Origin of the sequence: Streptomyces sp. NRRL S-37 (assembly GCF_000721605.1) — a bacterium.
In the GTDB taxonomy this organism is placed as follows: Bacteria; Actinomycetota; Actinomycetes; order Streptomycetales; family Streptomycetaceae; genus Streptomyces.
Map to the genome: position 1 here is coordinate 178,921 of NZ_JOIZ01000004.1, position 15,015 is coordinate 193,935.

12 protein-coding genes are annotated in these 15,015 nt (G+C 72.2%); 9 read left to right on the forward strand and 3 right to left on the reverse strand.

Annotated features, from left to right (window positions below; genetic code table 11):
- Nucleotides 1–22: 22 nt before the first annotated feature.
- Both IH50_RS0106325 and IH50_RS0106330 read left to right on the forward strand, forming a co-directional pair.
- On the forward strand, nt 23–2,098 hold the full coding sequence (locus tag IH50_RS0106325) for a hypothetical protein (protein ID WP_030858167.1): 2,076 nt from the start codon (nt 23–25) through the stop codon (nt 2,096–2,098).
- Between the two features lie 205 nt (nt 2,099–2,303).
- Complete coding sequence (locus IH50_RS0106330; RefSeq protein ID WP_030858169.1) at nt 2,304–3,500, forward strand: glycosyltransferase family 2 protein; 1,197 nt, start codon at nt 2,304–2,306, stop codon at nt 3,498–3,500.
- Between the two features lie 178 nt (nt 3,501–3,678).
- Here IH50_RS0106330 and IH50_RS0106335 read toward each other — a convergent pair whose 3' ends face one another.
- Both IH50_RS0106335 and IH50_RS0106340 read right to left on the reverse strand, forming a co-directional pair.
- The gene (locus tag IH50_RS0106335; protein ID WP_030858171.1) at nt 3,679–5,706 is read right to left on the reverse strand and encodes a hypothetical protein; all 2,028 of its coding nucleotides are present in this window, start codon (nt 5,704–5,706) and stop codon (nt 3,679–3,681) included.
- Nucleotides 5,707–5,826: 120 nt separating this feature from the next.
- A complete protein-coding gene (locus IH50_RS0106340; protein ID WP_051767203.1) occupies nt 5,827–7,254 on the reverse strand; it encodes a polysaccharide pyruvyl transferase family protein in 1,428 nt (475 codons plus the stop codon).
- Between the two features lie 199 nt (nt 7,255–7,453).
- Between IH50_RS0106340 and proB the strand changes: the two genes are divergently transcribed.
- From proB to IH50_RS0106365, 5 genes are all read left to right on the forward strand, one after another.
- The gene (gene proB, locus IH50_RS0106345) at nt 7,454–8,560 is read left to right on the forward strand and encodes a glutamate 5-kinase (protein WP_030858175.1); all 1,107 of its coding nucleotides are present in this window, start codon (nt 7,454–7,456) and stop codon (nt 8,558–8,560) included.
- A gap of 133 nt (nt 8,561–8,693) precedes the next feature.
- A complete protein-coding gene (locus tag IH50_RS0106350; protein ID WP_078913881.1) occupies nt 8,694–9,161 on the forward strand; it encodes a hypothetical protein in 468 nt (155 codons plus the stop codon).
- A 209-nt stretch (nt 9,162–9,370) separates the two neighbouring features.
- A complete protein-coding gene (locus IH50_RS0106355) occupies nt 9,371–10,657 on the forward strand; it encodes a glutamate-5-semialdehyde dehydrogenase (protein ID WP_030858179.1) in 1,287 nt (428 codons plus the stop codon).
- A gap of 74 nt (nt 10,658–10,731) precedes the next feature.
- A complete protein-coding gene (locus IH50_RS0106360) occupies nt 10,732–11,337 on the forward strand; it encodes a hypothetical protein (RefSeq protein WP_030858181.1) in 606 nt (201 codons plus the stop codon).
- Nucleotides 11,338–11,424: 87 nt separating this feature from the next.
- Nucleotides 11,425–12,498, forward strand: a complete 1,074-nt coding sequence (locus IH50_RS0106365; protein WP_030858183.1) for a hypothetical protein — start codon at nt 11,425–11,427, stop codon at nt 12,496–12,498.
- A 222-nt stretch (nt 12,499–12,720) separates the two neighbouring features.
- Here IH50_RS0106365 and IH50_RS0106370 read toward each other — a convergent pair whose 3' ends face one another.
- A complete protein-coding gene (locus tag IH50_RS0106370; protein WP_030858185.1) occupies nt 12,721–13,827 on the reverse strand; it encodes a M48 family metallopeptidase in 1,107 nt (368 codons plus the stop codon).
- Nucleotides 13,828–14,141: 314 nt separating this feature from the next.
- On the opposite strand from IH50_RS0106370, the gene IH50_RS41950 reads away from it, so the two are divergent.
- Together IH50_RS41950 and nadD are read left to right on the forward strand one after the other, a co-directional pair.
- Nucleotides 14,142–14,306, forward strand: a complete 165-nt coding sequence (locus tag IH50_RS41950) for a hypothetical protein (RefSeq protein WP_030858187.1) — start codon at nt 14,142–14,144, stop codon at nt 14,304–14,306.
- Nucleotides 14,307–14,367: 61 nt separating this feature from the next.
- Nucleotides 14,368–15,006 carry a nicotinate-nucleotide adenylyltransferase gene (gene nadD, locus IH50_RS0106385; RefSeq protein WP_030858189.1) on the forward strand — a complete coding sequence of 213 codons (639 nt, stop codon included), beginning with the start codon at nt 14,368–14,370 and terminating at the stop codon, nt 15,004–15,006.
- The last annotated feature ends 9 nt before the right edge of the window (nt 15,007–15,015 follow it).

Here is a 15,015-nt window from a genome sequence, read left to right on the forward strand (position 1 = left end):
CACCGCTATTCGCGTCGCCCGGGTGGGCAGCGCGGCCGAGCTGGCCGCGGCGGTCCTCATGTTGCTGGGCTTCCCCTGCCTCATGCTGGCCGCGCTCGTCCCGAGCATCCCCGCCTTCGCGGCAGCGGCCGCAGTGACGTACCTGGCGGACCACTATCTGCACCGCAAGGGCAGCTACCTGGTCAGCCGTCTCAGCAAGGTGCGGGCCGGCCTGTCGATCCGCTTCCTGATCCGACAGCTCCTGCTGATCCTGCTGCTGGCCCGCCTGTCCCTCGCGGACAACCTGATCTACTACGGGGCGATCGCCTGCTTCATCGCCTTCTACGGTCTTCAGGCCCCGCACGGCGCGCTCACCACGCTGATCCGCAACCGCCGCCGGATGCCGGTCGCCACCCGCAACGTCGACCTGGCCTCCCGCATCCGCATCCCGGACGCGCCGCCGCAGGTGCTGCTGAACCGCGCCGCGGAGAAGATGCTCCACCTCGACCTCGCGGCGGTCGTCGGCATACTGCTCGGCGCCTCCCTGGAGTCGGCCGCCGTCGGCTACACCGGTATCGGTGTCACGGTCGCCGCGGGCGTCCTGTACGTCCTCGCCCTGCTGCCCTACGTACGCGGCCGGAAGACCCCGCCGAGCCCGGAGAAGGTGCTGGACGCGGTCGACGACTGGCTGCGCGAGTACCGCCCGGAGACCGTGCTGTACTTCTCCGGCTCCAAGGACTCCGCCTACCAGGTCAACATGTGGCTGGAGACCATGGAGCAGCTGGACACCCGTCCGCTGGTCATCCTGCGCGAGCGGGTCATCCTGCAGAACCTGGCGCCCACCACGGTCCCCGTCGTCTGCGTGCCCGGAGGGGTGCACCTGATGAACATGGACCTGTCCACGGTGCGGGTCGCGCTGTACGCGGCGAACGTCGGCAAGAACATCCACATGCTGCGCGTGCCCACCATGAAGCACGTCTTCATCGGCCACGGCGACAGCGACAAGCTCGCCAGCGTCAACCCGTACAGCAAGGTCTACGACGAGGTGTGGACGGCCGGCCGCGCGGGCCGCGACCGCTACGCCATCGCCGACGTCGGTGTCCGCGACGACGACATCGTCGAGGTCGGCCGCCCGCAGCTGGCCCCGATCCAGACCTGGCAGGGCGTCCCCGACGACCGCATGCCGACGGTCCTGTACGCCCCCACCTGGGAGGGCTGGGACGACAACCCCGGCAACACCTCGATCCTGCTGGCCGGCGAGAACATCGTGAAGAAGCTGGTCAAGGCCGACCCGCCGGTGCGGGTCCTCTACAAGCCGCACCCCTTCACCGGCACCCGCAGCGCGAAGGCGAAGGCCGCCCACCAGCGGATCACCGCGCTGATCGAGAAGGCCGCCGCCGCGCGCGCCGCCGATCCGCGCTTCACCGTCGACACGGCCGCCCAGAGCGAGGCCAGGGCCGAGCTGGCCCGCATCGAGGCCCGGCTGGCGGAGCTGACCGGCGGCACCGACAAGGGCGACGAGGCCGAGGCCTCCCGCGACGGGGTGGCCGACGTGGCCCGGCACGAGGAGACCGCCCGGCTGCGCGCCGAGTGGAACACCGCGTACTGGCGCTCCGTCCCCGACTGGGAGCACCGCGTCATCACGGGCGCCGAGCCGCGCCTGTACGACTGCTTCAACGTCTCCGACGCGATGGTCTCCGACATCTCCAGCGTGGTCTCCGACTTCATCGCCAGCGGCAAGCCGTACGCCGTCACGGACTCCGCCGAACTGGGCGTGGAGGAGTTCAAGCGGCAGAACACGGCGGTGCGCGCCGCGGTGATCCTGTCCAACGGCGCGAAGGAACTCGACGGGCTGCTCGACGCGGTCCGCGACCCGTCCGCCGACCCGCTGGCCGGGGACCGGGGGGAGCTCAAGCGCTACCTGCTCGGCCCGGACGAGCCGAAGTCCATCGACCAGTTCAACACCGCGGTCCGGCAGCTCGCGCTGAAGGCCGAGGCGCGCAACCTCGGCCAGGAGTCCCGGATCACCACCGGCGGCCCCGACGTGGAGCTGGCGGACGCGGTGCCCGTGCCGCGGGTGTCGGCGGCCGGTGAGGCGGACGGCGTCGACGCCGTCTGACCCGCCCGGCGGGCTCGACAGGGCCCGGTCTTCGAGGAGTTGATCCTCGGGGACCGGGCCCTTTCATATACCCGACGGGGCGACGGCGACCCTGTGACGTGGACCACTAAAACAGGCGTCCGAGGCAACCCCCTGCCTCGAACACCCGTCTAACAAGTAGCGAATGAGGCGATACGGGGGGCCATCCACATGAACAGGGGGAAACGTGACCGTGGCGCAGCCTGATGTCACCGTGATCATCGGGGCGTACGAAGCGATGCCGTATCTGGTCGAGTGCCTCGCCTCCGTGGAGGCACAGACCATCGGCCCGGAGCGCATCGAGGTCATCGCGGTCGACGACGGCTCGACCGACGGCACGGGGGAGTACCTGGAGGAGTTCGCGGCCCGTACGCCCCTGCAGGTCACCGTGGTGAGGCAGAAGAACTCGGGCGGCCCCAGCGGCCCGCGCAACGTGGGCCTGGGCAGGGCCACCGGACGCTACGTCTTCTTCCTGGACGCCGACGACCGGCTGGGCCCCGAGGCTCTGGAACGGATGGTCTCCATGGCCGACCGGGCCGGCACCGATGTCGTCCTGGGCCGGATCGAGGGCGTCAACCGGGGCGCGCCGAAGTCCATGTGGGGGAAGACACTGGAGCGGACCGACGTCTACTCCTCCCACATCAAGTTCACGCTCAGCGCGCAGAAGCTGTTCCGCCGCGCGCTGCTCGACCGGCACGGCATGCGGTTCGACGAGTCCCTGTTCACCGGCGAGGACGCGCTGTTCACCATGGAGGCCTATCTGCGGGCCGACGGCGTCTCCGTGATCGCCGACTACACCTGCTACTACCTGGTGGGCCGCGACGACGGCAAGCACGTCACCAGGAGCGGCGGCTACACCCTGCGGTTCGACTCCGCCCGCGCCCTGATGAACCTGATCGCCGGCCTCGTCCCCGAGGGCTCCCGCCGCGACCTGCTCATGGTGCGGCCCTTCACCGTCACCCTGCTGCCCCAGTTCGGCCCCCGGTTCCTCAAGGACAGCGACGACGTCCGGCGGCGCAAACTGGAGCTGGCGCGGCCGCTGATGGACGTCCACTGGACCGAGGGCGTCGCCCGGCTGCTGAAGACCGAGGAGCGGCTGCGGCTGCACCTGGTGGCCGGGCAGCGGCTGGAACTCCTCCTGGACGTCCTCCGGTTCGTCCAGGAGAAGAAGCAGCCGCAGGCCCTGCTGGAGCGCCGGGGCCGCCGCGTCTACTTTGCCTACCCGCACTTCCGCGACCGCGCGGCCGGCATCCCCGACTCCGTGTACCTGGCCACCCCGCGCGAGGCCCGCGCGGTCCCCGGCCACCGCACGGGCGGCACGGGCTCCGCACTGCGCCGGGTCGCCCGCAGAGCCCGCCGCCTGCTGACCCCGGCGACGGCCTGAACCTTTTTCGCCCCCGCCGCCCCTTCCCGTCCCGACCCGGGGCTCCGCCCCAGACCCCGCTCCTCAAACTCCCCCGGAGGGGCTGGAAGTCAGCCTCTCCGGCGTTTGAGGAGCGGGGGTCCGGGGGCAGCGCCCCCCCCGGGATGGGACGGGTAAGGGCGGCGGGGGCGGAAAACCCCTACGGGATGAGCGTGCCGCGACGCTGGCCGGGAACCTCCGCGGTGAGGCGGCGAGCCGCACGCACCCTGTGCTCCCGCGCCGCCGCGCACAGAGCCTCCGCCGCCGCCGCGAACCGCTGCTGGGACGTCGGCACGGCCGGCCCCAGCAACCGCCGCTTCAACTCCGCACGGGCGCCCACGAATCCGTCCTTGCCCGGATCACGGACCGCCTCCAGCAGCGCCGGCACCCCCGCCGCGTCCGGCGTCAGCACCGTCGCCGCCGCCACCGTCGGGAACGCCGCCCGGAACGCCTCCTCGGGCAGCCCGCTGGTGTTCGCCACCGCGTACGGCTTCTCGCTCGCCAGGAAGTCGCTGATCACGCTCGACACATCGCTGATCAGCAGGTCGGCGACGTCGAAGCAGGAGTACAGCTCGGGACGGGCGTCCGTGACGACCTGGTGCTCCCACTCCGGCAGCGACGCCCAGTACGCCTCCTCCCAGGCCGCCTTCGCCCGCGCCACCGCCTCCGCCCGGCCCGGCTCCGGGGCCGACTGCACCAGCATCCGCTCGACCTGGTCGGCACCCGCCCGGAACGCGGCCGTGGTGAGCCGGTCCAGCTCGGCGGTGCGGCGCGCCAGTTCTCCCGACGGCGCCGGACGCGCCCCGGACCGCTCCCGGTTCGCCGCCCGGATCAGCTCCCGCATCCGCCGGTCGGCGGCGCCCGCCCGCGGATCCACCGAGCCGGTCAGCGGGTGCGGCTTGTACAGCAGCCGCACCCCCGGGTCGGCGAGCAGCGCCCGCACCAGGTTCTCACCGGCCGCGACCACCGACGTGTTGCCCGGGTTGCCGTCCCAGCCCTCCCAGGTCGGCGCGTACAGCACGGTGGTGTACGCCCCGGCGGGCGGACCCGCGTACGGGCGTACGGCGTCCAGCTGCGGGCGCCCGATCTCCACCACGTCCTTGTCCTCGACCCCCACGTCGGCCAGCGCGTACCGCTCGCGCGCCGCCGGACCGGCCACCCACACCTCGTCGTACGCCTTCGCGTACGGGTTGCAGGACGACAGCTTGTCGCTCTCGCCGTGGTTGACGAAGGTGTGCTTGATCGTGGGGATGCGCAGCACCTGGGAGGTCTTGCCGGAGTTCGACGGGTGGATGAGCACCTGGAGCGTGGACTGCTCCAGACGCATCAGCGTGGACACCTTCGGCAGGCACACGACGGGGATGTCGGTCGCCGCGATCCTCGGCACCATGAACCGCTCGCGCAGCACGATCACCGGCCGCCCGCCGAGCCCCGCCAGCGGCTCCAGCCACATGTTCGCCTGGTAGGCGGATGAGGGGCCGCCGGAGAAGTACAGGCCGACCGTGGGCCGGTACTCGGCCAGCCATGCGTCGAACCAGTCGAGCACCTCCTGCTCGCCCGCCGGACGCCGCCCCGGCAGCAGCCGCAGCAGCAGCGCGCACAGGCCCGCGGCCGTGAGCAGCAGGGCCAGCGCGACACCGGCCGCCGCGTACCGGGCGTCGTCGGTGACCGCCGTCGCCGTCAGCCCGGCCGTGGCCGGCAGGCCGAACACCAGCAGCCGGTGGCCGGGGCGGCGCAGCAGCACGTGCGGGGCGGGGGACAGCCGCAGCGCCGAGGCGTCGATGTTGCGGGTCAGCACCGGCAGCGTGCGGGTACGGCGGACCAGCACGGACACCGCCTGGACCGCGCAGTGCAGTGCGTAGAAGGCCAGCAGCCCGGCGACCAGCGGGGCGTACTGCGTCTCCCGGTGCTGCTCGCCGAGCCGCAGCAGGCCCACCACCAGCAGCAGATCGCGCAGCACATGGCGGACGGTGACGTCCGCGTGCGACTTGGCGAACAGCGACACCATGCCGGGCTGCCACCGGTACAGCACACCCTCGACCGCCAGCGACGCGGCGGTCGAGACGAGCAGCAGCGGCACATGGGGGCGCAGCGCGGCGACGGCCTGCGCGGCGACGGCGGCCGACAGGAGGGCGAGGACGAGCAACTGGGCGGCGGTCCGCCGCCGGGGGGACGAGGGTTCGGGCACTGCGGTCACTCCAGGGTCGACGCAGAAGCGGGCGCCCGGGTTAACGCGCGCCCACCTCCGGACGACACGCGGGTGTCCTCGTCGTGGAGAGTGACCAGGGGTGCTATGGCCCCCGGGATCCTACTTCCGGCCTCCCTGCAGCGCCCGGCGCAGGGGAGCGCCCACCACACGGCGGGCCCGGCGGTACACCGACGTGCTCGCCGGCCCCGCCGCGCCCCCGCGCGCACCGGACCTCGCCCGGTCCAGGTCCCGCCTCAACCGGGTGTTCTCCTGGGTCAGTTCGTCCACCCGGTTGTTCAGCCAGCCCATGCGGGAGGCGAGGGAAGCGAGGTCGGTGTCGATCCAGGGGCGCACGCCCGGCGGGAAGTCCAGCGAGCGCAGCCTCTTCTCGAAGGCCGCGCCGCCGTCGCCGTGCGAGAAGGTGTTCTCCAGGCCGTTGCGGTCCAGGAACGCCGTGAACCGCTCGAACCGCTCGTGGTGGTTGCCCGTGAGCGCACTGAGGTCCGTCTCCTCGTACAGCCGCGCCGGGTCGACGTCCTCGGGCAGCTTGTCGATCCGGCGGTGCGGGATCTCGAAGTAGCGGCACAGCTCCAGCGTCCGCGAGTCCGCGCACAGTACGGTCGCGGGCGTACCGGCCAGCAGCGCGGCGATGTTGCCGTGGATGCGGGAGCCGAAGGAGTAGTCGAAGTCCCGCAGGTCGTCGATCCAGGTGACCGGGTCGACGTAGACGCGGGCCTTGTCCTCCCGGTACATCGGGTGGTCGGGATGCGTCGGCATCGCGGTGACCTTCCCGTTCGGGTCGGACAGGTCCCGCCAGTGCAACTGCTTGGCGTCACTGAGGTTCTGGCCTATGAACCGCAGGTTCGGGTAGCGGGAGTGGGTGCGCGAGATGATCCGGCCCATGCCGTTCCTGCGCACGGCGCTGTGCGAGCCGTTGATCGCTATGCGCGAGTCGGCGGTCAGCGCCTGCGTCCGCTTCTGTACGGCGAGTTCCTTGCCGTACATGAACAGCGACGGGCAGCCGATCACCTCGACGTCGCGGAAGCCCATGTCCTTGAGGTACTTCTCGGTGAACTCGCCCCGCACGCCGATCGAGGCGCTGCGGTCGAGCACCGCGGAGACGAAGGCGCGCACGGACGGCTCCATCGGCTTCAGCCGGTCCGGGTTGTAGTTCAGCCCGGTCTGCGCGCCGACCCCGAGGACGACCACGGGGATCCTCAGCCGGCCGATCAGCCGCGTGAGCCGTTTCAGGCCCGGCTCGAAGGACGGGCGGAAGGCGTTGGCGAGCGGGACGACGAAGGCGTCGTACTCCTCGTTGATGCGTGCCGCCGCGGCCACCTCGGTCCGCATCTCGTTCGAGACCACCTCGGTGCGGGGCGTCTCGAGGATCTTGTGCGCGGCATCGCTGAAGATCAGGTTGCCGGAGTTGGTGGCGATGACGTCACGGTGGAGGGCCTCCTCCACGGACAGGACGTCGTAGGGACTCTTCCCCGATCTCAGGAGGATGCGTTTCTTGCCGCGAACGTTGTGTGACACGGCATTCAACATACGTTTGCGGAATATTTGATTTCTATGGGTGTCCGGCGCAACCTTTTCACTCGGCGCGGTGCGTGAGTGAACGGTCACGGTGCGCGTGTCCGGAGGCTGGAACGGCCGAGCGCCCGACGATCCGCTTCGCGTAGATTGCCTGACGGGTGATCGAACGACGTGAGGGACGGGCGGCAGGGTGACAGGGGCAAGGCAGGCCGTGGGCGAGGCGCGCAGGATCGTCGTCAAGGTCGGGTCGTCCTCGCTGACCACCGCGGCGGGCGGGCTGGACGCCGACCGCGTGGACGCGCTCGTCGACGTGCTGGCCAAGACCCGCAGCGGGGGAGAGCGGGAGATCGTCCTCGTCTCCTCCGGCGCCATCGCCGCCGGACTCGCCCCGCTGGGCCTGCGCCGCCGCCCCCGGGACCTGGCCCGGCAGCAGGCCGCCGCCAGCGTCGGCCAGGGGCTGCTGGTCGCCCGCTACACCGCCTCCTTCGCGCGCTACGGCGTCCGGGTCGGACAGGTGCTGCTGACCAGCGACGACATGAGCCGCCGCGCCCACCACCGCAACGCCTCCCGCACCCTCGACAAGCTGCTGGCGATGGGCGCGTTCCCGATCGTCAACGAGAACGACACCGTCGCCACCGACGAGATCCGCTTCGGCGACAACGACCGGCTCGCCGCCCTCGTCGCCCACCTGGTCCACGCCGACCTGCTGGTCCTGCTCTCCGACGTGGACGGCGTCTACGACGGCGACCCCAGCCGCCCCGGCACCTCCCGCATCGCCGAGGTCAGGGGCCCCGGGGACCTCGCCCACGTCGAGATCGGCAGCGCCGGCAAGGCGGGCGTCGGCACCGGCGGCATGGTCACCAAGATCGAGGCCGCCTCGATCGCCGCCGCCGCCGGCATCCCGGTGGTGCTGACCAGCGCGGTCCACGCCGCCGACGCCCTCACCGGCGGCGACACCGGCACCTACTTCCACCCCACCGGACGCCGCTCCGCCGACCGGCTGCTGTGGCTCCAGCACGCCTCCACCCCGCAGGGCTCCATCACCCTGGACGACGGCGCGGTCCGCGCGGTCGTTCAGGGCCGCAAGTCGCTGCTGCCGGCCGGGATCGCGGGCGTCGAGGGCGAGTTCAGCGCGGGCGACCCGGTGGAGCTGCGGGACACCGAGGGGCGGGCGGTGGCCCGGGGGCTGGTCAACTTCGACGCCAAGGAGATCCCCCTCCTGATCGGCCGCTCGACCCATGAACTCGCCCGGGACCTCGGACCGGAGTACGAACGTGAGGTCGTACACAGGGACGATCTGGTGGTCCTGCATCCGTAATGCGCCGAAACGTCCGCCCGCGGTGGTGGACGTTCCGCGAAAGTGCCCCGCGAGCCACGGCGGCCTGCTCAACTTTGTTGCGAGGACACATCCGCCCGACCACCGGGTGGGTCCGCGCGTGAAGGAGGCCGTCGTGAGACGAGTGCGCCCGGGGACGACAGCGTCTCGCGGTGCCGGCTCCCGTGCGGCCGACGGCGAGCGCGCCCTGAGCAGTGTCGCGGCCGGTGACCGGTTCCAGGGCGGCGGCGACCCCCGTGACCTGCCACGCCTGTGGCACGTCACCCTCAGCGTCTCCGGCCGGCCGGCCCCGGTCACGGAGGTCCGGCGGGCGCTGGAACAGCTCGCCCACGACCACCCCTTCCTGCTGACCAGCCGCTACGCCGACGACCACGCGGAGATTCGCTACTGGGAGGAGGCCCGCGACCTGCACGACGCGGCCGCCGTGGCGCTGCGCCTGTGGGGCGAACACCGCCGGACCGCCGGCCTGCCGCCCTGGGAGATCGTCGGCCTGGAGGTCATCGACCGGGCCACCTACCACCAGCGCGTCGCGGCGGGCCACGGACCCGCGCTGGCGACACCGGTCGGCGTGCATCCCTTCTAGAGGCACTCGGGGCGCCTCCCTCCCGGAAACCCGGGGCGCCTCCCTCCCGGAAACCCGGGGCGCCTCCCTCCCGGGAACCCGGGGCGCCTCCCTCCCGGGAACGAGGAGACGGAGGAGGGGCGCAATCCGGTGTCCACGGGACAAAAGCCACTGTCTCGGGGTATGGAACATGTGCCGCCGACGACGGCCGCCCGCACTACCCTTCCCCCATGACCACGCTCTCGCCGTACGACTCGATGTCCCCGGTCAGCCAGGCCGCCTACCGGGCCAAGGGGGCCGCCGCCACCCTCGCGCCGCTGCCGCGGGCCGCCAAGGACGACGCGCTGCTCGCCATCGCCGACGCGCTGGAGGTCCGTACGAGTGAAATCGTCGAGGCCAACACCCAGGACGTGGCCAGGGCCCGCGAGGCCGGCGTCAGCGAGGGCATGATCGACCGGCTCACCCTCACCCCCGAGCGGGTGCGCGCGATCGCCGCCGACGTACGGGACGTGGCCGCGCTGCCCGACCCGGTCGGCGAGGTCGTCCGCGGCTCCACCCTGCCCAACGGCATCGACCTGCGCCAGGTCCGGGTGCCGCTCGGCGTCGTCGGCATCATCTACGAGGGCCGGCCGAACGTCACGGTCGACGCCGCCGCCCTCTGCCTGAAGTCCGGCAACGCGGTCCTGCTGCGCGGCTCGTCCTCCGCGTACCGGTCGAACACCGCGCTGGTGCGCGTCCTGCGCGACGCCGTGCACGGCGCCGGGCTGCCCGCCGACGCCGTCCAGCTCGTCCCCGGCGAGAGCCGGGACAGCGTGCGCGAGCTGATGCGCGCCCGCGGCCTGGTCGACGTGCTCATCCCGCGCGGCGGCGCCTCCCTGATCAACACGGTCGTCCAGGAGTCGGTCGTCCCCGTCATCGAGACCGGCACCGGCAACTGCCACGTCTACGTCGACGCCGCGGCCGACCTCGACATGGCCGTCGAGATCCTGGTCAACTCCAAGGCCCAGCGGGTCGGCGTCTGCAACGCCGCCGAGACCCTCCTGGTCCACCAGGACATCGCCCCCGAGTTCCTGCCGCGCGCCCTGGACGCCCTCGCCGACGCCGGGGTGACCGTGCACGCCGACGAACGCGTGATGGCGTACGCCAAGGACTCCCGCGCCACCGTCGTGGAGGCCACCACGGAGGACTGGGAGACCGAGTACCTCTCCCACGACATCGCCGCCGCCGTCGTCGACTCCCTCGACCGGGCCGTCGAGCACATCCGGCTGTGGACCTCCGGCCACACCGAGGCCATCGTCACCACCTCGCAGCAGGCCGCCCGCCGCTTCACCCAGTTGGTGGACTCCACCACGGTCGCGGTGAACGCCTCCACCCGGTTCACCGACGGCGGCCAGTTCGGCTTCGGCGCGGAGATCGGCATCTCGACGCAGAAGCTGCACGCCCGGGGGCCGATGGGCCTGCCCGAGCTGACCAGCACGAAGTACATCGTCACCGGCGACGGTCACGTACGGCGCTGACCCGCGCACGGGGGAAGGACGCGGCGGCGGAACCGTCTCGGCGGACGGACGAATTTCCATACCGTCTGCCCAAAATGACCCCCCAGGTCTACTCTGGGTCTGTGCCGGAGGACGTGGGGGGCACGCCGTTCCCTGACGGCTGGGAGCCCGACGACGACCACGACCGCGGGGTGTCGGACGAAGAGTTCGCCTCCGTGGTCTTCGACGAGGCCTTCGTACGGGCGGCCGAGGTCCACGAGCCGACCGCCGTCGAACGCCTCCTGGCCGCCGCGCAGGCCAGAGCCGAGGCCTCCGAGGCGGAGGCCCGCCGGGCCCGCACGCGCGGCGAGCGGTACGACGACGGGTACGGCGGCTACCGGGTCGGTTCCGGTTACGACGACCCGGACGACGACGAGGACGCCCTGGAGGACGACTACGGCTCCCCGGGCCCGTACGGCAGGCAGGTGCGCTGGCACCGTCCCGTCGCCTGGATGCTCGCCCTGGTGATGGGCGTCGGCATGGTCGCGCTCGCCTTCTCGGCCGTCTACCGGGGCGGCTCCGGGGGCCGCCAGGAACCGGCCCCGCCACCCGCCACCACCGGCGTGGAGCAGGGCGGCGCGACGGCGCACTCCGCGGAGCCCTCCGCGTCGGCCGACTACTCCCAGCCGGCCGTTCCGGTGATCCCGCGCGGCGGCTCCTGAGACCGGCCGCCGACCTGGTGAGAACCTGTCAGAACTTGTGCCCTGGCCGGGCGTTTACCGGGACCTCCCCGGACCTACCCTGAAGGTATGGGAGGGCCTTCGGACCCACCCGAGGGGACGCCCGAGGGAGCCCCCGGAGGTGGCGAGGACGAGTACAGGTCCGTCGTCTTCGACGAGTCCTTCGTCCGCGCTGCCCGGCTCCAGGAGTACTCCGCCGAGCAGCGCATCACCGACCACGCGCCCGCCGTGCGCCGCCGCCCGCCGCGCAGGCGCGGCGGCCTGACCCGGCAGGCGCTGGTCCTGGTCCTGCTGATCGCCGTGGCCTTCGGCACCGCCGTCTACATGGGTCTGCGCCACCCCTACCGCAACCCCGCCGCCGACGAACCCGCCGAGCCGCTGCGGATGACCGTCATCCCGCTCGCCCCGCGGGGCGAGGTCCCCGGCACCGCCGACGTCGAACGGCTGTACGCGCACAGTCCGGCGGCGCGGTTCCGGCCCGGCGCCGAGGGGGTGCCGCTCCCGGCGTCCCGGCGCACCGCGCACTTCTCCGACGGCCAGGTGGTGACCGCGCTGCTCACCGCCAAGGACTACCTCGTGCGGTCCGCCCTCGACCCCGGCGTGCTCACCGGCGGCGAGACCCGGCCCGTGCGGGCACTGCTCGACCCCGGGCAGCTGGACCAGTTCGACCGGAGCCTCGACCGGCCCGCCGCCGACGGACGGCACGCGCCCACCGGATGGCTGGTCCGCTTCGACCCCGCACGCGTGCGGCTGGCCGACCGCGAGATCCGGGTCCAGGGCACCATGCAGGCCACCGAGAACGACTCCTCCACCCTCGAGGTCACCACGGACCACACGTTCGTCTACGCGCTGCGCCCGGCCGACGCGGGCCCGGACGCCGAGGCGTCCCTGTTCACCGTCCGGCGCGAGCTGCGCTTCCGCTTCGACCGCGACGATCTGCGCCTGCGCCAGGCGGAACTCGTCGTCGCGCAGGTCCAGGCCGGCCCGCTCTCCTGCGCCGAGGACTCCGCCGCCCGGCTGCGCCCGCTGCTGGCGGGCCAGAAGGCGAAGGAGACCACTCCCACCGTCACCGACCCCTACGCCACGGGCAGCGCCCCGGCCCTGTGCGGCGCCCTGGCGCCGGGCGCCCAGCCGACACCGTGAACGCCGGGCGGCGCGGCGGCCAAGTGCCCGGGAGTTCCCTCGCCCCCGCCGCCCTTACCCGTCCCATCCCGAGGGCTCCGCCCCCGGACCCCCGCTCCTCAAACGCCGGAGGGGCTAAGTTTCAGCCCCTCTGGGGGAGTTTGAGGAGCGGGGTCTGGGGCGGAGCCCCAGTTTCGGGACGGGAAGGGGCGGCGGGGGCGATCCACGTTGTCAGCGGCGGGCCTACGCCCCGTCGCGCGGCGGCCCGTCGTCCTCCGTGCCCGACTTCCCGGGTCCCGGCTTCGGCTCCGACGACGTGAACCCGCTGAAGCCCCGGCGGACCCGGCCGCCCAGATCTCCGGCACCGCCCGCGATGTCGCTGACCAGCTTCATCAGCGGGTCCTTGGAGGTGCGCACCTCGTCCGCGTAGCTGCTCGCCGACTCCCGCCAGGAGTCCCGTACCGAGGCGTCCTTGTCCTCCTCGCGGCGCGGGTAGTGGCCGTCCATGATCCGCTGGTAGTCGCGGGAGGCCGCCCACTTCTTCAGCTCGGCCGCCCGCACCGTGGTGAACGGGTGCGAACGCGGCAGCACATTGAGGATCTTCAGCACCGAGTCGCGCAGGTCGCCGCCCGCCTCGTACTCCTCGGCCTGCTCCAGGAACGCGTCCACGTTCATCTCGTGCAGATGGTTGCCGCCCGCGATCTTCATCAGGCCGCGCATCGAGGCCCGCGGATCCTGTCCGACCAGCAGTCCCGCGCGGTCCGCGGACAGCTCCGACTTGCGGAACCACTCCCGCAGCGCCGTCACGATCGCCATGATCGCGACATTGCCGAGCGGGATCCACGCGACCCGGACCGCCAGCGACGTCAGGAACAGCAGGATCGTCCGGTACACCGAGTGCCCGGACAGGGCGTGCCCGACCTCGTGCCCGACGACCGCCCGCATCTCCTCCTCGTCGAGCAGCTCCACCAGGCCCGTGGTCACCACGATGATCGGCTCGTCCAGGCCGATGCACATCGCGTTCGGATTCGGGTCCTGCTTGACGTACATCGGGGGGACCTTCTCCAGGTCCAGGATGTAGCAGGCGTCCCGCAGCATGTCGTTGAGGTGCGCGAACTGCCGGTCCGAGACCCGCACCGAGTCGGACAGGAACAGCAGCCGCAGACTGCGCTCGGGCAGCAGGCCGCTCAGCGCCTTGAAGACCGTGTCGAAACCGGTCAGCCTGCGCAGCGCCACCAGCGCGGAACGGTCCGCCGGATGCTCGTACGCCCGCGTGGAGATCCCGGGGAAGCGCCTGCGCTGCCTGCTCGGCACGCTCTCGTGCCCGTTGTGCTGATGGCCGTCGGACATGTGTCCCCCATGTGCGTCTGAGTGATCCTTCGCGGCCTCTTGTACGGCCCTTCGCGTCCCCCGGGGCGAAGCCCGGCTCCGGAGGTGCGGGGATCTTGCTCCGGGTGCTTCTGATCGTGGTGGTGGTGGGCTGTGCGCTCACCGCGTGGTTCCTGGTGCGCGGCTACAGCCGGAAGGACGACTGAGCGGCGCGGAAGGTTCCTCGCGCCCTCCACGGGCCCGCAACGGCGGAGTCGGCGTGATCGACGGGAAGGCCCCCGCATACGATGAGGCGACGTCTTTATCCCGCCCACACGCGATAGGTCCTGCCGAAGATGAGCATCCACAGCACCGCTGCCCAGTTCGCCACCCTTGCCGCCGAGGGCGGAGAGCACGGCGGCAACCACGAGAGCCTCAGCCCCTACCTCACCGGCGGCGGCGCCCTGTTCGTGCTGCTGCTCCTGCTGTGGGTCACCACCCGCTTCAACCGCGACCGCTGATCCTCTTGCCGGCCGCCCTGGCGGACGGGGTGTTCAGGTCGGGCCGGTAGGGTCTGCACGCATGGGAGAGCAGGACATGCCTACCGGCCCCGGCAACGGCCCGGCGCGGCAGGGCAGGCGCCGTCTCGGCGTGATGGGCGGCACCTTCGACCCGATCCACCACGGACACCTGGTGGCGGCCAGTGAGGTCGCCGCGCAGTTCCGTCTCGACGAGGTGGTGTTCGTCCCCACCGGCCAGCCGTGGCAGAAGAGCCACCGCGCGGTGTCCGCCGCCGAGGACCGCTATCTGATGACGGTCATCGCGACCGCCGAGAACCCGCAGTTCTCGGTGAGCCGCATCGACATCGACCGCGGCGGCCCCACCTACACCACGGACACCCTGCGCGACCTGCGCGCGCTCAACCCGGACAGCGACCTGTTCTTCATCACCGGCGCCGATGCCCTCGCCCAGATCCTCACCTGGCGCGACAGCGAGGAACTGTTCTCCCTGGCGCACTTCATCGGCGTGACCCGGCCCGGCCACCACCTGACCGACGCGGGCCTGCCCGAGGGCGGTGTCTCGCTCGTCGAGGTCCCCGCCCTCGCCATCTCCTCCACGGACTGCCGTGCGAGGGTCGCCAAGGGGGAACCCGTCTGGTACCTGGTGCCGGACGGAGTCGTGCGCTACATCGACAAGCGCGAGCTGTACCGCGGCGAGTGAGCCGAGAGG